Genomic DNA, 16,685 nt, shown 5'->3' on the forward strand with positions numbered 1-16,685 from the left:
GGTATTGGTATAATCCCGTTGACGAAGGGTGAGGACGGGAGGCACAACTTGGCGGGGTCGAAGACGGCGGTGGCGCTGGGAGAGAAGGACAGGGAGAGGCTCGAGCGCCTGGCCCGCATGCGCACTGCCCAGGCCCAGACCGTCACCAGGGCCCGGATCCTGCTGCTGCGCGACTCCGGCGAGACGCTGGTCTCCATCGCCGAGAAGGTGGGGCTCGCGGTCAACAGCGTGCGCCTGTGCGTGACGAAGTATCTCGAGGGTGGCGTCGAGCACGCCCTGTCGGATGACGCCCGCAGCGGCCGGCCGCGCGAGGTCGACGACGCCGACCGCGCGTTCGTGGTTGACCTCGCGTGCCAGAGGCCCGCCGACCTGGGCTATGCCACTAAGCTCTGGACGAACGACCTGCTTACGGCCCACGTCAGGAAGACGGCGGAGGCCGCCGGCCACCCGAGGCTCGCGACGGTGGCCACCGGAACCGTCCACAACATCCTGGCGAATGCCCAGCTCAAGCTCCACAAGATGACCTACTATTGCGAGCGTCGCGACCCCAACCTCGAGGCCAAGACGCGCGACGTTCTTCTGCTCCACGAGCAGCTGCCCTTCCGCTTCGACGAGGACGGAAACCTCATCCCCTGGGAGGAGGGCCAGGAGGCCCGCGTGCTGTCCTACGACAAGAAGCCGGACACCCAGGACGCGCGCGAGCACTGCCCCGACCTGCGGCACGAGGCGGGTGGCAGGGGCACGGTCGGGCGCGACTACGAGTACGGGAGGCTCGAGACGCTCTCTCTCCTCGCCTCGATCGACCTGCTGACCGGAGAGGCGACCCCCCTCGTGAGCGAGACGCACAAGAGCTCCGACTACGTCGAGTTCCTCAAGATCCTGGACGGCAAGTACCCGAAGGGCGACCTGATACGGATCGTGCTCGACGACGTGTCGGCGCGTACCTCCGCCGAGACGAGGCACTACCTGACCACCGTCCCGGGCCGCTTTGAGTTCGTGTCCGCGCCCAAGCACGGCTCCTGGCTGAACCTGGTCGAGGGTCTCTTCTCGAGGATGACCCGCCAGATGCTGCGCGGCATCCGGGTGTCCAGAAAGGACGAGCTCAAGGAGAGGATCCTGCGCTACTTCAGGGAGGTGAACGCCGAGCCGGTCGCCTACAGGTGGAAGTGGAACCTGTCAGACATAGATCCGACGACCGAGGAGCTCGTCGTGGACACCCTCCTTTCGGACGAGGCAGACAAGGCACGTTAGTTGTTGGATGCTATACCGGGTGGTGACCACCGTATCCACGTAAGATTAAGCCAGATCGCGAGCCGCAATATAGCCATAGGCGCTCTCGGCGTCACGAACGCCGCTCACGATGGCATGCTCAAGGGCCGCTGTGGCGAGTATGCCCACAGCGTCAACGCCTGCCTCAACATCTCCCGTCGCCATCACAAAGATCGCGTCACCGTCGTTGGTCGTGTGGGTGGGGCAGATGGTATGGGCATAGGCATCTGCGGCCATCTGGGCCACCTTGGTGGCCTGCGCCTTTGTGAGGCTGGCATTGGTCACGACACAGGAGATGGTCGTGTTGGATCGGATGAGCGGATCTGCCGCGAGGGCGAGGTCGAGCGCGGCTTTGGCAGAGAGGGTCGTTGTGCCCCGCTCATCAAGGACACCAGCAACCACCTCGCCCGTCGCAGGATCAATGACGTTTCCGCCAGCGTTCACGGCAGAGACGGCCCCGCAGACTAACTGCGCGTTTTGGCACAGCCCCATGCCAAGTCCACCCTTCATCGCGCGGGTGAGACCGGCGGACTTTCCCACGGTGCAACCCGTGCCCGCGCCAAAGTTGCCCGTCTCAAAAGGTTCGTGATCGTCGAGGGCACGACGAGCTGCCGCAGCGCCCATAGAGACATCAGGGCGGGTACGTGCGTCTCCGCAGGCCAGATCGAAGACGCAGGCCGAACCTACGATAGGAACGACCCCAACGCCGACATCGAGGCCTATGCCATGCCGCTCGAGCTCATCGGCAACTCCACAGGAAGCAGCAAGACCATAGGCGCTGCCTCCCGAAAGGACCACAGCGTGGAGTCGCTGCACGGTCTGCTCGGGCCGCAAGAGATCCGTCTCTCGCGTTGCGGGGGCACCTCCACGCACGTCGACAGCACCTGTTGCCCCCTTAGGGCAAATGATGACGGTACAGCCGGTGCCCGCACTGGCATCCTGTGCATTTGCTCGGAAGATGCCAGGAATCTGGTTGATGTCCGTAAGCTCAGGCATTGTTGCAAGACCCTCCTTCGAGCAACATTTCGGTCAGGGTGACGTCTTTCCCTCGCGACCATATCCCATTGAGCTCCTGTACAACTCGAAAGATGGGAAGACCCACGATGTTGTCGTAATCCCCGCAGATGGACTTGACAAAGAGACAACCCAAGCCTTGGATGCCATAGGAACCCGCCTTGTCGAGCGGCTCCCCACTCCTTACGTAAGCTGCTATCTCCGCTGAGGTGATTCTGCGAAAGCTGACGTCGGTCGTCTCGACAAAAACCCGCTCTGCCCCCGGACCTTCGCTTGCGTTACCCGTGAGGTCGAGGATGCATACCCCTGTTGAGACGTGATGGGTGCGACCCGACAGTCTCTCGAGCGTCATGCGGGCCTGCCTGGGGTCGGTGGGCTTGCCCATCACCCTGCCGTCGTCCATCCAAACGATCGTATCTGCAGCCAAAATGACGGTCTGTGTCACAGTGCCGAGAGCCTCGCGGCAGGCATGGACCTTGCCGCACGCCAGTCTCGCCACCAACTCACAGGGCGTCTCACCCTCATGTCTGGTTTCATCGATGTTCGCAGGCATAAGCTCGAACTCGAGTCCCAGACGTTCGACAAGCTCCCTTCTCCTCGGGGAGGCCGACGCCAACACCAACGTCGGTGTCGGCCTCATGACACGACTCTCCTTATGAGGAGCAAGACCTCGGTGAGATCAACCCCTCCTAAGAGTGCGCTTCTGCGTCCTTTCTGTGCCATCCGGTGCTAGTCGAGTGCGATGGCGCTGACAGGGCAGCCGTCGCTAGCCTCCTGGGCGCTGTCCACTGCGTCATCAGGGACCTCGTCCACAATGACGGTCGCAATACCCTCGTCACCGATCTCGAAGACCTCCGGACACGTGCTCTCGCAGACGCCGCAGCCGATGCATTCCTCGCTTACGCTTGCCTTCATGGTACTTCCTCTCACTTGAGGGGTCCTGAGCCCCTTACCCAAGACATCCCTTCTTCCTTTGTACTCTTATTTGGCCCGCAGCGCCAGTAGTAATGCTCCAAAAGGTGAAAAATTGTCTCCTATAGTGTTTTTCTTCCCAACAGACACGCGGATTTGTGGCGTCGCGGGACTCAGCATGAGGACCCCGGAATCTGCGGGGCTCTTCCGCACGGATGGTTGTTCAGTTGGTAAGTCCCCATACGCACCCGCCAATCTGGCAGGTACGAGCCACGAGAAACGCTGATTAATTCGACTCCTCGGGGGTTTGTGTTGGTTGACGCTTCGGCGAAGACACCAACTTGGCGCCGTTACTCGCGTAGAGCCTGCCTTCCCGACCAAGCGAGAGGCGGCTACCGAGGAGGTGTCGCTGGCGCGCCATGGTGGTTGAGGCACTCGTGCTACCCGACGCTGCTCGCGTCACAACTCGCATTGCAACTCGCGCGACCCTCGCGGCGCAACAGTGTACACAAATGCCCCAAAACGGCGACGAGAGGCCATTTCCACCGATCTGTGTACACTCTTTTGTCCCCACGGTCGCTCGTGCGACCGGAGCGCCGGGAGATTCTCGGAACAGCGTGCACTGCCACTCGGCGGTGAACGTGTGGGTGTGAAACGTTCAGGCCCGAGTGGCAGTGCCACCCACACGAGGCCGTACGCTCAGGGTCGAGTGGCAGTGCAGCTTACACTGCCAAATGGCATCGAGCGTACCGAAGCGGTACGCTTGGGGTCGAGTGGCAGTGCGATCGGTACGCTCAGGGGCGAGTGGCAGTGCAGCTTACACTGCCACTCGGCGGTGAACGTGTGGTAGTGGAACGTTCAGGCCCGAGTGGCAGTGCGATCGGTACGCTCGGGCCCGAGTGGCAGTGTCACCCACACGAGGCCGCACGCTCGGGGTCGAGTGGCAGTGTAGCTTACACTGCCAAATGGCATCGAGCGTACCGAAGCGGTACGCTCGGGGTCGAGTGGCAGTGTGATCGGTACGCTCAGGGGCGAGTGGCAGTGCGTCTCACACTGCCACTCGGTGGTGAACGTGCGGGTGTGAAACGTTCGGGGTCGAGTGGCAGTGCCACCCACATGAGGCGGTACGTTCGGGGTCGAGTGGCAGTGCCACCCACACGAGGCGGTACGTTCGGGGTCGAGTGGCAGTGCCACCCACACGAGGCCGCACGCTTGGGGCCGAGTGGCAGTGCAGCTTACACTGCCAAATGGCATCGAGCGTACCGAAGCGGTACGCTCGGGCCCGAGTGGCAGTGCGATCGGTACGCTCAAGGGTGAGTGGCAGTGCAGTTTACACTGCCACTCGGCGGTGAACGTGTGGTGGTGGAACGTTCAGGCCCGAGTGGCAGTGCGATCGGTACGCTCAGGGCCGAGTGGCAGTGCAGGTCCGGGCGACCTTCGGGCCGGCGGGCGCAGCGCCCAGTGCCGGGATGCGCCCCAAGAGGGGTCATCCCGAGCCTTGCCCGGAACGGTCTCTCCGTAAACAACGGAGCCTTTAATCAGGGCCTCTTAGAGAGAGGTCAGGGCCGTGATGATGCCAAAGATGATCCCCGGCATGTTTGCGGCTGCCAGCGGCATGTCTCGCTTCTCCTTACAGAGGCCGTATATTACCCAGAGGGTGCAGTTGACGGCCGCGACGGCTGGCTGGATGAAGTTCCCCTTATTACCTGCCAGGTTGTTCATTATTTGTGGGATGTAGGAGACATACATCATAACAGACATAAACGTTGCCACCCATCCGAGGGTAGTGACCTGCTTCTCTGTCATAGTGTATTCCCTTCTACTTGAACCTCGTGTTTTCCCTGCGTCTTATTGCTCCATCAGATGGGCTGACGTTCACTGCGTGCATGCGTGCCATCTGATATGGCCTCATCCAGTATAACGACATACTTACGCGCTACAAATCACAGCTTATGTTGATTGGAAGGGGTCAACGCAAGGAGGATAAGGGGACCCTCATCGCCGCGCCAACAGGGCCACGCACTCCACATGGAAGGTCTGGGGAAAGAGGTCGACGGGGGTTATCGCGAGGGGGAAAAGGGAACCGGCTTCCTTGAAGCGGGCGAAGTCTCGAGCAAGCGTGGCAGGGTCGCAGGATACATAGGCGATGGCCCGCGCGCGCTGGTCTGAAAGCTTTTCCACCACCTCCTGGGCAAGGCCCGCCCGCGGCGGGTCAACGACGATGATGTCGGCCCCACCTGTGGGAAACTCGCGGTTGGCGTCACCCCCAATCACATCGACGTCATCGAGCCCTGCTCCCTCTAGGTTGCGCCTGAGGTCGCGTACGGCCGGACCAGAGGACTCCACGGCGCTCACCCACGACGTCCTACGGGCGAGCGGCAGGGTGAAGGTCCCGACGCCCGAGTAGAGGTCCATCGCGACCTCGTCCTCGGTGGGGGAGAGACCCTCCATGACCAGGTCCACGAGCACTTCGGCACCCTTCGTGTTGACCTGGAAGAACGAGGGCGCACTGAGCCGCATGCGCTCTTTGCCCACGCGCTCGGACCACGAGCCGCGCCCGAGGAGACGCTCGACGCCGATGACCCGGCGAGCACCTCGAGGTCCCTTCGTAAGAACGCGGACGATGGAGGTGGCCTGACCCTTGGTGGCGTCAGAGAGCACCTTGGCGACTTGGCCGCGCGGGAAGTCACCAGGTCTCGTCCAGAGGGCGACCTCGATTTCGTCGGTGCGCGTGGAGGCGCGGATGGCGACCCTCTCAAGGCCGAGCTCACGCGTACCCGTAAGGTACGAGAGGGCGCCCACGATCGACCTGGCGAATGTGTCATGGCGGGTATCGAGCAGAGGGCAGCCCCTAAACGTGGCGATACCCCTCCCAAGGCGATCGTGCATGCCTATCGTCGTGCGTCCTTGCTGGGTCGCCACGGCAAGCTCGATCTTGTTGCGGTAGCCCCAGGGCTTTGGGGAAGCCACACAGGTGGCCACGAGCGCCTCCGCCCGCTCCTGTGGGAAACGGCCGATACGCACGAGCGCATCCGTGACGTTCGCGCGCTTTGCCGTGAGCTGGGCCTCGTAAGCCAGATTTGCCCAGGGACAGCCACCGCATTGCTCGACGTAGGGGTGGGGGGCATCGACGCGAAGGGGAGACGCCTCCACGACGGACTCGACCGTCCCGTGGGCAAAGCGCCCCTTCTCCTGCGTGACGCGCACGTCCACGACGTCGCCGGGGACTCCTCCCGACACGAAGACCACGCGCCCGCCATCGTCATGGGCGATGGCGTCGGCCCCGTATGCCATACGCTCGATTCTCAGGCAGGGGAGGATGCTCTCATCCTTGGGAGCGCCCACTACCTGTCCCCCTCGTCGCCCTTCGAGAAGAGCTCCCTGAGGCCGAGGCCAATGAGGTGCAGGCCCCTTGACAGCTTGCTCCTCCGAGGTTCGCCAGCCGTTGCTCCTTCCTTGCTTCCCTGGGACGCCGTGCCCCCGCTAACTGTGGACGAGGCCCTCGTCTCCCCGAGGACGAGCTGCGTGGCGATATCACGAGCCGCGCTCGAGGGTGCACGTCCCCTCGTCCCCTCGTCCGTATCGGTCGTCACGTCACCGCCCGCTGTGACCGCCTCGTCATCGATGCCATAGGTCGAGATGCCCGGCAGCGAGACGAGGGCCCGTATCTGGTCGGCGGACATCGTGGGATAGATGACCGAGATGGGGGAGAGTGCCTCTACCTCGGCACCCTGGGCTGCCCTCGATCGGCGATAGGCCAGCGCCAGCAGCAGGTCTTGACTGTCGACGCGCGGCGTGCCCTCTGCGCGCTCAAGGCGCTCCCAGGTACCCTCGGCGGTGAGCTGCCGCGCCTTTGCGTTGTCCGCGAGCTGCAGGTTCATGTAGCTCACGACGAATGAGCGACAGGTGGGATCGAGCACGGGATAGGCTATCTCGACACGGCGCTCGGTGTTTCTCGTCATCATGTCGGCGCTCGAGAGGTAGACGGTGTCGGCGTCTACGCCAAAGGCATAGACGCGGGCGTGCTCGAGGAAGCGACCGACGATCTGGCGTACCAGGAGGCCGTCGGTGCGTCCGGGGACGTTGGCCCTGATGCAGCAGATGCCACGGACTATCATGAGCATGCGCACACCGGCCTCGCAGGCGTCAGAGATCTTGTCGATGACGTCGCGGTCGGTGAGCGAGTTCATCTTCATGAAGACCTGCGCCGGCTCGCCGCGCCGCGCCCGCTCTATCTCGCGGTCGAGGCCGTTCATGACGAGGGGCTTCAGACCGGAGGGTGCTACACCGAGTTGCTTGTAGGTCCCGCTCAGGTTTCCGAGCGAGAGGTTGCGAAAGAAGGTGTTGCCATCCTCCGCGATGACACTGTCGGCCGTAAGGAGCATGAAGTCGGAGTAGAGGCGTGCGGTCTTCTCATTGAAGTTTCCCGTGCCCAGACAGGTGATGCGGTTGATGCCGCTCTTGTCATGGTAGGTGATCTGACAGATCTTGGAGTGGCACTTAAAGCCCTCGGACCCATAGATGACGGTGCAGCCAGCATGATCGAGGCGATCGGCCCAAGCGATGTTGTTCGCCTCATCGAAGCGGGCGCGCAGCTCCATCAGCACCGTGACCTCCTTGCCGTTCTCGACGGCAGCGATGAGGCTCTCGCAGAGTCTTGACTGCTTTGCGACGCGGTAGAGCGTGATCTTGACGGAGATGCACTTGTCATCGGTCGAGGCCTCGCGCAGGAGCCTGAGCAGTGGAGACATGCTCTCGTAGGGATAGAAGAGCAGGATGTCGTGGTCGAGCACCTGCTCGCGCATGGGTACCCCCTCGTCCACCATGGGCGACGCCTGGGGCTCAAAGGGGTCGAAGAGCAGGCTTGCGCGCGCAGGTGCGGGGATCTTCCCCTCGAGCGAGTAGACGTAGCCAAGGTCGAGGGGAATGGAGGTCTGGGTGACCTTGTTTTGGGGCAGGCCCAACTCGCCAACCATGAATGAGACGAGCTTGCCGTCGAGCTTGCCCTTGAGCTCCAGACGCACCGGCTGCAGGCGCAGCCGTTTCTTGAGGACCTTCTTCATGTGCTGGCGGTAGTCCTCCTCCTCCTCGACGCCCTCGCCATCGGGGTCGACGTCGGCGTTGCGCGTGACCCTGATGACGGCGGACAGGACGGGCTGGAACCTGCCAAAGCAACCCGGTAGCCTAGAGAGAATGGCGTCCTCGAGCAGGATATAGCGGTAGGTCCTCTCGCTGCCGGGCAGCTCGATCACCCGGGGCAGGCTCGTCGGCACCTCGACGATGCCGAGCAGGCCCCGCTCGCCGCTGCCCTCGAGCGAGCAGACCACATAGAGCTGGGCGTTCCTGAGGTTGGGGAAGGGGTGGCGTGGGTTCACGATCATGGGGGAGAGTATCGGCTGGACGTTCTGATCGAAGTAGCGCGCGAGCGCCGCCGCGTCGGCATCGGTAAGCTCCTCGGCACCGACACGGATGAGGCCGCTTGACGCGAGACGTGACTCGATTTCGTCAAACGCCGCCTCCTGTCGCCGGATGAGGCCGGGAAGCATAGAGAGGACGTTGTCTATCTGCTCAGCGGGCGTCTCGTTGGACTTGTTGTCCCGGGGCTGGTGCTTGAGCCGGGCGATGTCTGAGAGGCCGCCGATGCGTATCATGAACCACTCGTCGAGGTTGCTCCCGAATATCGACACGAACTTGAGTCTCTCGAAGAGCGGGACCGTCTCATCGTAGGACTCGTCGAGCACGCGATCATCAAACCTCAGCCAGCTCACCTCCCGATTCTGGGTGTAGGAGTAGTCGTCCTTATGGTCGATGCCCCAGGACTCCTCCTCCTGACCGGAGTTGAGGTCATCCGTGGTCGGCTCGTCTGCCCTCAGGTCCTGACCCTTGCCGCCTGCGGCGGTCGCACTCGTCGCGTCGTCCCTCTTCTGCTCTCTCTTCTTTCCCATGACTGCGCCATCTCCCGGGCTCGAACGTTGGCCATGGCAAGATTTTACCAGCTTGATGAGGATGGGCAGGGAAGAGTACTGGGTGGTTAGATAGAATTAAAGTTATCAAAGTACTATTAATATAGTATAATTATGTAAGAAAGGACGATATTGCGCCCCTCTGTGCAATCAGATTCACAGCCGTTGACTGACCATACATGAGTAATACGAGCTTTATAAATCAGCAGATAAACATCATTATGATAAAAGCATAAGCGGTAGGATCTACCGCTTATGGCCGGTTTGGTACCGTTCCCCTAGAAGAGGGACCATATCGGAAAAAAAGAAAAAATATTGTATATATTAGACTCAGTTTCCAAAAGGCCCTCATGGGTGAGCGACGGCTCAGTCAAATCTGCAGGGCCTTTTTCAGCAATGCGCCACCGTGGCGCGTACGAAGTAAGGAGGAACCATGGCCAACGGACTCTACGTCCACAGTGAGATCGGCCCCCTCAAGAAGGTGTTGTTGCATCGTCCCGGCAAGGAGCTTTTGAATCTCACCCCGGACGACCTCAGCCGCCTGCTTTTTGATGACATCCCGTTTCTGGAGGTCGCCCAGGCGGAGCACGATCGCTTCGCGGACATCCTGCGAGAGCAGGGCGTTGAGGTCCTCTACCTCGAGAGGCTCACCGCCGAGGCACTCGATGCGGCGGGCTCGCGCGAGGAGTTCACCAATCAGTGGCTCGACGAGTCGGGCCTGCGCGGTCACGTCACCCGCGCCACCGTTAAGGAGTTCATGGACTCGATCGAGGACACGCAGGAGTTCGTCGAGAAGTGCATAGCCGGCATACGCAAGAACGAGCTCGACCTGCCCGCCAAGTCCTCCCACCTCCTTGCCGAACTCGTCGGCTATGACCAGGACTCCGAGACCGACCTGCTGATCGACCCCATGCCCAACGCGTACTTCACTCGTGATCCCTTTGCGATCGTGGGCAAAGGCGTCAACCTGAACCACATGTTCTCCGTCACGCGCAACCGCGAGACTCTGCTCGGGAAGTACATCTTCCGCGACCACCCCGACTACAACGGCGCCCCGCTGTGGTACCGCCGCGACTCTGCCTACCATACCGAGGGCGGCGATGTCCTCAACCTTGACGCCCACACCTTGGCGGTCGGCATCTCCCAGCGCACCCAGGCGGCGGCCATCGACGCGATGGCCCAGCATATGTTCTGGGACAAGGGTGACGAGTGCGAGATCGAGGCGATCTATGCCTTCAACATCCCCGTGTCCCGCGCCTTCATGCACCTCGACACCGTCTTCACCCAGATCGATGTCGACAAGTTCACCATTCACCCGGGCATCATGGGCACCCTGCAGGTCTTCAAGCTCACCAAGGGTGGCTCGAACGGCGACGTCAGGATAGAGGAGATGAACGACACCCTCGAGAACGTGCTCGCCAAGGCGCTGGGCCTCGACTCGGTCCGGCTCATCAAATGCGGCGGCGGAGACCCCATCGCGGCGGCTCAGGAGCAGTGGAACGACGGCTCCAACACGCTGTGCGTGTCTCCCGGCAAGATCTGCGTCTACCAGCGCAACTCGGTGACCAATGACGTGCTCTACAAGGAGGGTCTCGACCTCCTCGTGATGCCCTCCGCCGAGCTCTCCCGCGGACGTGGCGGCCCCCGCTGCATGAGCATGCCCTTTGCCCGCGAGGACCTCTGATCGCACGGTACCATCCCCAAACCCCAAGGGGGTACACCCCTTGGGCGCATCGACCGATTCGCACACAGATTCGCACACACGATGAAAGGAACCAGATATGGGCGTCAACATCCGCGGCCGTCATTTCCTCAAACTGCTTGACTTCTCGACGGAGGAGATAGAGTACCTGCTCGACCTCTCCGCCAACTTCAAGCGCATGAAGCACGTGGGCATCCCCCATCGCTACCTGGAGGGCAAGAACGTCGCCATCATCTTCGAGAAGACCTCCACGCGCACCCGTTGCTCCTTCGAGGTCGGGGCCTACGACCTCGGCATGGGCGTCACCTACCTCGATCCCACCGGGTCGCAGATGGGCCATAAGGAATCGATCGCTGACACGGCCCGCGTCCTCGGCCGCATGTACGACGGCATCGAATACCGTGGCTTCGAGCAGGCGAAGGTCGAGGAGCTCGCCAAGTACGCGGGCGTTCCTGTCTGGAACGGCCTGACTAACGAGTTCCACCCCACGCAGATGCTCGCAGACATCCTGACCTTCAGGGAGAACTTCAACGACAACATCAGGGGCAGGACACTCACCTTTATGGGTGACGCCGGCAACAACGTGGGCAACTCCCTGATGGTCGTCTGCGCCAAGTTGGGCGTGAACTTCGTGGCCTGCGGGCCGAGCGAGAACATGCCCGACGCCGCGCTCGTCGAGACCTGCAGGAAGCTCGCCTCTGAGCATGGCTCCACGGTCACGCTCACCGAGGACGTCCACGAGGGCGTCAAGGACGCGAGTGCGATCTACACCGACATCTGGGTCTCGATGGGCGAGCCCGACGAGCTCTACAAGAGGCGCATCCCACTCATGGAGCCCTATCGCGTGACCGCAGATGTCATGGCACAGGCGCAACCCGGCTGCATCTTCCTGCACTGCCTGCCCTCCTTCCATGACACCAACACCACCAAGGGGGCTGAGGTTGCCGAGAAGTTCGGCATCAGCGAGATGGAGGTCACCAACGAGGTCTTTGAGTCTGCGGCCTCGAAGGTCTTCGACGAGGCCGAGAACCGCATGCACACCATCAAGGCCGTCATGTACGCGACCTTGAGCTAGGCTCGAGGCGCTCTTTAGGCTCCTTTGCGCGCGTCGCAAAGGAGCCCTTTTCATGCTGACATCGTGTGCCTCCCGGCGCCAACTCACTCGTGAAAGGGTACGGTCAATGTCTTCCAATGGAAAGGTCGACAATCCCAGGGGCGTGGGCCTCTTTGGGCTGATAGGCCTCGTGGTCTCGTCCTGCATCGGCTCGGGCGTCTTCGCGCTCACCGGACAGCTCGCCAATGTGGCGTCCCCCGGCGCCGCGATCGTGGCGTGGGTCGTCTGCGGCCTGGGCTTTCTGTTCCTCGCGCTCTCACTTGCAAACATAGGGGGCAAGAAGCCCGAGCTTGACGGCATCGTCGCCTATGCCGAGGAGGGCTTCGGCCCGTTCGCGGGCTTCATCTCGGGTTGGGGCTACTGGCTCTCCGCCTGGCTCGGCAACGTTGGCTTCGCGACGATGATCGCGCAGGTGCTGGGCTCCAGGTACTGTCTGGGAACACTGCTTCCGGGCGTGTTCTCTGACCCCGTGAGTGGCAACCCGGCCATCATCGGCGTTGTCGTGGTCTCGGCGCTACTCTGGGCTATCACCTTCCTGGTCATCCGCGGCGTCGAGAGCGCGGCCTTCCTGAACGCCGTCGTCATGGTCGTCAAGGTGGCGACGATCCTGCTCTTCATCGCCTTCTCCATCGTCAGCTTCAGGGCCGGCATCTTCACGGCCGACTTCTGGGGCACGGCCGAGCGCAACGCAGTCCTCATGGCCACTGCGGGCGGTGACGGACTGGGCAGCGTCTCCAACCAGGTCACGCAGTGCATCCTGATCATGATGTGGGTCTTCATCGGAATAGAGGGCGCCTCGGTCATGTCTAACCGTGCCAGGAGGCGCTCGGAGGTCGGTTCGGCCACCATCTTGGGTCTTGTCCTGCTCCTTGCCCTCTACATCTGCGCCTCCGTGCTTCCCTACGGCGTCATGGGCTTCGAGGAGCTCGTCCAGGCACCCAAGCCCGCCACGATCACGGTCCTCGAGACCATGGCCCCCGGTTGGGGAGGCACCTTCATCTCGTGGGCCATCATCATCTCGGTCACGGGGTCGTGGCTCTCGTTCACGATGCTTCCAGCCGAGACATCCTCGATGCTGTCCGAGCACCACCTGCTGCCGACCAGCTGGAACAAGATGAACGAGCACAATGCGCCGCAGATGGCCCTGCTCATCGTAGGCGCCCTCACCGAGCTGTTCGTCATCGTCGCGACCTTCTCGGCCGACGCCTATACCTTTGCCATCTCGATGTGCACGGTCACGATCGTGATCACCTGGGCCTTCGGGGCTGCCTTTCAGGTTAAGTTCTCGGCGCTCCGCCGCGAGGGCACCCAGGTCGCCATTGGCGTCCTTGCCCTGCTCTTCCAGGTCGTGGGTGTGCTCTTCACGGGCTGGGGCTACCTGCTCTTGGCCTGCCTGGGCTACATCCCCGGCTTTGTCTTCTACGCACAGGCGCGCAGGGAGGTCAAGCTCCCTCTTACCCGAACCGAGATGGCCATCGCCGTCGTGATCGCCATCTTGGGCCTTGTCTCCATACCGCTCACGGCCGTCGGCATCATTCCCGTGTTCTGAGGGCGCAAGGCAACGTCAACTTGACCGGCGGGTGGAAGCAAGGACGCCCCACCCGCCCCCCACAAGGAGGGATTCTCATGGACATGCCGACCATCGGCGTCGAGGAGTGGCTCAACGTCTGGGAGAGGAGCGCCACGACCGACATCGCCCAGTCGACCATAGCCTCGCTCACGATGGCCGAGCTGAGGGCTCTCGATGGGGCAGACGGGGCAGAGTTCTATGAGCTCCTTGACAGGGAGACCATGAACTATGGCTGGATAGAGGGCTCTCCCGCGTTCAAGCACGAGGTCAAGGGCCTCTATAGGAAAGACATCGACCCAGCCGACATCCTCCAGACCAATGGCTGCACCGGGGCAAACCTGAATGCCCTCATGGCCCTCGTCAGCCCAGGCGACCACGTCATCGCCGAGTGGCCCACCTACGCCCCCCTCTACGAGATCCCCCGTGCCTTGGGCGCCGAGGTCGAGTACTGGCAGATCAAGGAGGAGCTTGACTGGAACCCAGACATCAAGGATCTCGAGCGTCTCATTCGTCCTGATACGAGACTCATATGCATAAACAATGCCTCAAATCCGATTGGCACGATCCTCTCGACAGATACGCTCCACCAGCTGGCAGAGATTGCGGCGTCCGTGGGCGCCTACGTCCTCTGTGACGAGGTCTACCAGCCCATGGATGGTGAGGCGGAGTACGAGAGCATCGTTGACGTCTACGAGAGGGGCATCGCCACGAACTCCGTCTCGAAGACCTACTCGACGCCCGGCGCCCGCTGCGGCTGGGTCATCGCGCCGCGGGAGGTCTCCGATCGCATCCGCGTCTGTCGAGACTACACGATGATCTGCGGTGGCGTCTTCAGCGACGCGCTCGGGACCTACGTACTCAGGCACAGGGACGCCATACTCGCGCGCAACAGGGACATCCTCCTGCGCAACAGGGAGCTGGCCCAAAGGTGGATAGATGCCCAGCCCCGCGTCTCATGGGTGGCGCCCAAGGGCGTCTCGACGGCCTTCGTCAGGCTCGACATACCCGAGAAGGACGAGACCTTCTGCAGGAGGCTCTTAGAGAGGCGGGGCGTCCTGCTCGTGCCGGGCAGCCGCTTTGAGCTACCGTGCGGGGCGCGTCTGGGCTACTGCGCGCAAACCGAGGTGCTGAGGCGTGGTCTCGCCCTTTTTGGCGAGGAGCTTGCGGAGTTTGACCGATGAGCCGTGACGATGGTCCCGCTCAGCGTCCGCTCACCGACGTATTGGATAATCTCAGCGGTTTCACCTTGTTGGGTGTTCTCACTACTGTTAAATTTAGATTGAAACTACATGATTTTTATATGTAGCAACAGATAGAGACCTTTGGGTTCAAAGGGCGCGAAAGCGTCAGGAAGGAGTTGCGCTATGTCAGAGACAGCGCAGCCAAAGAAGAAGAGGGAGATGCTGAGCTCATTTTCCATCATCTTCATTCTTCTTGCGGTGGTGGCGATCATAACGATCGTCCTTAATGGACAGACCTATGTCTTGGATGGTGTAGAGAAGGTCGTCACGGGCGCGACACTCGGCGACTTTCTGATGGCTCCCGCGAAAGGCTTCGTCAATGCCGTCGACGTCTGCCTCTTCGTGACCGTCCTCGGCGGTTTTCTCGGCATCGTCAACAAGACCGATTCTTTGAACACGGGCATCAAGGTGTTAGTCAAGAGGCTGGGTGGCAACGAGCTCGTCCTCATCCCCATCCTGATGTTCCTCTTCGCCATCCTCGGCTCCACCTACGGCTTCTGCGAGGAGACTGTGGGTTTCTATGCCCTTCTGGCAGCGACGATGATGGCTGCCGGCTATGACTCCCTCACCGGTGCGATGATGATCCTCTTGGGTGCCGGCGTCGGCTGCCTTGGCTCGACGGTCAACCCCTTTGCGACGGGCATCGCCAGCTCGGCCCTCACCGACATGGGCATACAGGTCGATCAGGCCGTCATCATCGGCCTCGGCGTCGTGCTCCTCATCGCCTCCTACCTGGTCGCGGTGCTCTTCACCTTGCGCTATGCCAAGCGCGTCAAGGCTGATCCCTCGCGCTCGCTCATGAGCGCCTCCGAGCGCGACGCCGCCGAGGCCGAGTATGGCATCGAGCGCAAGGAGAGCGAGGAGGTCAAGCTCACTGGTCGCCAGAAGGGCGTCCTGATCATCTTTGCCCTGGCGTTTCTCGTCATGATCGTCGGCTTCGTGCCCTGGGAGAAGTTGGGCGTCAACGCCTTTGTGGCGGGCTCCGCCTCGCATGAGGAGACTGTTGAGGTAAGTGCCGCCGACATAGAGGCTCAGTACGACAAGGACGAGCTCGGCACCCTCAAGCTTCCCGAGTCCACAACCGGAACGCTGACCTCCGAGGTCAGCGATGACGCCGGCTGGTCTGCGTTTCTGACGGGCACCCCGCTCGGCCAGTGGTACTTCGCCGAGTCGACGACCTGGTTCTTACTCCTCGCCATCATCATCGGCATCGTGGGCGGTCTTTCCGAGAGGGAGATTGTCGACGAGTTCATGGCAGGTGCCGGCGACATGATGTCAGTCGTGCTGATCATCGCCGTCTCACGTGGCGTTTCGGTCCTCATGAGCAGCACGGGTCTCTCGAACTACTTCTTGACTTGGGCTGCAGGGGCTTTGGCTGGGACCTCGGGCATACTCTTCTCCATCGGCTCCTACGTCCTGTACTTCGTGCTGTCCTTCCTGATACCCTCGACCTCCGGCATGGCGACGGTCTCCATGCCCATCATGGGGCCCTTGGCGCAGCAGCTCAACTTCAACCCTGCCGTCATGGTGATGGTGTTCTCGGCCGCCTCAGGTGCCGTGAACCTCATAACGCCCACGAGCGGCGCCATCATGGGCGGCCTTGCCCTGGCCCGCGTCGAGTACGGGACGTGGGTGAAGTTTGCCGTCAAGGTCGTTGCCGCGATCGCGGTCGTCTCTATGGTCATCCTCGCCATCGCAATGGTTGCCATACCCGCGTAAGCTGCGATCCCTCGCCTGGCCTTCGTTCAAGTGCGGGGCCCGTCACCTCGATCTCGTTCACATCGCGTCTCGTGTTGAACCGATCGGAAGTGGCGGCCCCTCGTGCAATGAAGCGTACGTTCAGGTATGAAGGAAACGTGGACGTCTACCATCCATCCGATGAATCGAACCGCTCGTCCAC

The 16,685-nt window shown here is 61.9% G+C and carries 12 protein-coding genes; 6 read left to right on the top strand and 6 right to left on the bottom strand.

The features are described from left to right. The first annotated feature begins 48 nt into the window (after positions 1 to 48). Positions 49 to 1,251: an IS630 family transposase gene (locus ADJ70_RS05535; protein WP_050344228.1), complete on the top strand. Its 1,203-nt coding sequence runs from the start codon at positions 49 to 51 to the stop codon at positions 1,249 to 1,251. Between the two features lie 45 nt (positions 1,252 to 1,296). Here ADJ70_RS05535 and ADJ70_RS05540 read toward each other — a convergent pair whose 3' ends face one another. The 6 genes from ADJ70_RS05540 to ppk1 form a co-directional block, all read right to left on the bottom strand. Then, complete coding sequence (locus ADJ70_RS05540) at positions 1,297 to 2,265, bottom strand: P1 family peptidase (RefSeq protein ID WP_050344230.1); 969 nt, start codon at positions 2,263 to 2,265, stop codon at positions 1,297 to 1,299. Then, positions 2,258 to 2,923: a nucleoside triphosphate pyrophosphatase gene (locus ADJ70_RS05545; RefSeq protein ID WP_253273243.1), complete on the bottom strand. Its 666-nt coding sequence runs from the start codon at positions 2,921 to 2,923 to the stop codon at positions 2,258 to 2,260. Before ADJ70_RS05545 ends, ADJ70_RS05540 begins: the two co-directional genes overlap by 8 nt. A gap of 89 nt (positions 2,924 to 3,012) precedes the next feature. Then, the gene (locus tag ADJ70_RS05550; RefSeq protein ID WP_050344233.1) at positions 3,013 to 3,198 is read right to left on the bottom strand and encodes a ferredoxin; all 186 of its coding nucleotides are present in this window, start codon (positions 3,196 to 3,198) and stop codon (positions 3,013 to 3,015) included. 1,545 nt (positions 3,199 to 4,743) lie between these two features. After that, positions 4,744 to 5,001, bottom strand: a complete 258-nt coding sequence (locus ADJ70_RS05555) for a SemiSWEET family transporter (protein ID WP_050344235.1) — start codon at positions 4,999 to 5,001, stop codon at positions 4,744 to 4,746. A gap of 189 nt (positions 5,002 to 5,190) precedes the next feature. Next, the gene (rlmD, locus tag ADJ70_RS05560; protein WP_050344799.1) at positions 5,191 to 6,489 is read right to left on the bottom strand and encodes a 23S rRNA (uracil(1939)-C(5))-methyltransferase RlmD; all 1,299 of its coding nucleotides are present in this window, start codon (positions 6,487 to 6,489) and stop codon (positions 5,191 to 5,193) included. Between the two features lie 50 nt (positions 6,490 to 6,539). Continuing rightward, positions 6,540 to 9,140, bottom strand: coding sequence for a polyphosphate kinase 1 (gene ppk1, locus ADJ70_RS05565; RefSeq protein ID WP_083443839.1), 2,601 nt, complete (start codon positions 9,138 to 9,140; stop codon positions 6,540 to 6,542). Positions 9,141 to 9,591: 451 nt separating this feature from the next. Between ppk1 and ADJ70_RS05570 the strand changes: the two genes are divergently transcribed. The 5 genes from ADJ70_RS05570 (at position 9,592) to ADJ70_RS05590 (ending at position 16,504) form a co-directional block, all read left to right on the top strand. Continuing rightward, entirely contained in the window at positions 9,592 to 10,842 is a 1,251-nt protein-coding gene (locus ADJ70_RS05570; protein WP_050344237.1) for an arginine deiminase, read from the top strand. 97 nt (positions 10,843 to 10,939) lie between these two features. Then, entirely contained in the window at positions 10,940 to 11,935 is a 996-nt protein-coding gene (gene argF / locus ADJ70_RS05575; RefSeq protein ID WP_050344239.1) for an ornithine carbamoyltransferase, read from the top strand. A gap of 106 nt (positions 11,936 to 12,041) precedes the next feature. Further along, positions 12,042 to 13,523, top strand: coding sequence for an amino acid permease (locus ADJ70_RS05580; RefSeq protein WP_050344241.1), 1,482 nt, complete (start codon positions 12,042 to 12,044; stop codon positions 13,521 to 13,523). 77 nt (positions 13,524 to 13,600) lie between these two features. Continuing rightward, complete coding sequence (locus tag ADJ70_RS05585; protein ID WP_050344245.1) at positions 13,601 to 14,725, top strand: aminotransferase; 1,125 nt, start codon at positions 13,601 to 13,603, stop codon at positions 14,723 to 14,725. A 183-nt stretch (positions 14,726 to 14,908) separates the two neighbouring features. Continuing rightward, positions 14,909 to 16,504, top strand: a complete 1,596-nt coding sequence (locus ADJ70_RS05590) for a YfcC family protein (protein ID WP_050344247.1) — start codon at positions 14,909 to 14,911, stop codon at positions 16,502 to 16,504. Positions 16,505 to 16,685 lie beyond the last annotated feature (181 nt).

Origin of the sequence: Olsenella sp. oral taxon 807 (assembly GCF_001189515.2) — a bacterium.
GTDB lineage: Bacteria > Actinomycetota > Coriobacteriia > Coriobacteriales > Atopobiaceae > Olsenella_F.

Coding starts and splice junctions, on each gene's coding strand:
- ADJ70_RS05540 (WP_050344230.1), bottom strand. CDS start 2,265: ATGCCTGAGCTTACGGACATCAACCAGATTCCTGGCATCTTCCGAGCA.
- ADJ70_RS05545 (WP_253273243.1), bottom strand. CDS start 2,923: ATGAGGCCGACACCGACGTTGGTGTTGGCGTCGGCCTCCCCGAGGAGA.
- ADJ70_RS05550 (WP_050344233.1), bottom strand. CDS start 3,198: ATGAAGGCAAGCGTAAGCGAGGAATGCATCGGCTGCGGCGTCTGCGAG.
- ADJ70_RS05555 (WP_050344235.1), bottom strand. CDS start 5,001: ATGACAGAGAAGCAGGTCACTACCCTCGGATGGGTGGCAACGTTTATG.
- rlmD (WP_050344799.1), bottom strand. CDS start 6,489: ATGGCATACGGGGCCGACGCCATCGCCCATGACGATGGCGGGCGCGTG.
- ppk1 (WP_083443839.1), bottom strand. CDS start 9,140: ATGGGAAAGAAGAGAGAGCAGAAGAGGGACGACGCGACGAGTGCGACC.
- ADJ70_RS05570 (WP_050344237.1), top strand. CDS start 9,592: ATGGCCAACGGACTCTACGTCCACAGTGAGATCGGCCCCCTCAAGAAG.
- argF (WP_050344239.1), top strand. CDS start 10,940: ATGGGCGTCAACATCCGCGGCCGTCATTTCCTCAAACTGCTTGACTTC.
- ADJ70_RS05580 (WP_050344241.1), top strand. CDS start 12,042: ATGTCTTCCAATGGAAAGGTCGACAATCCCAGGGGCGTGGGCCTCTTT.
- ADJ70_RS05585 (WP_050344245.1), top strand. CDS start 13,601: ATGGACATGCCGACCATCGGCGTCGAGGAGTGGCTCAACGTCTGGGAG.
- ADJ70_RS05590 (WP_050344247.1), top strand. CDS start 14,909: ATGTCAGAGACAGCGCAGCCAAAGAAGAAGAGGGAGATGCTGAGCTCA.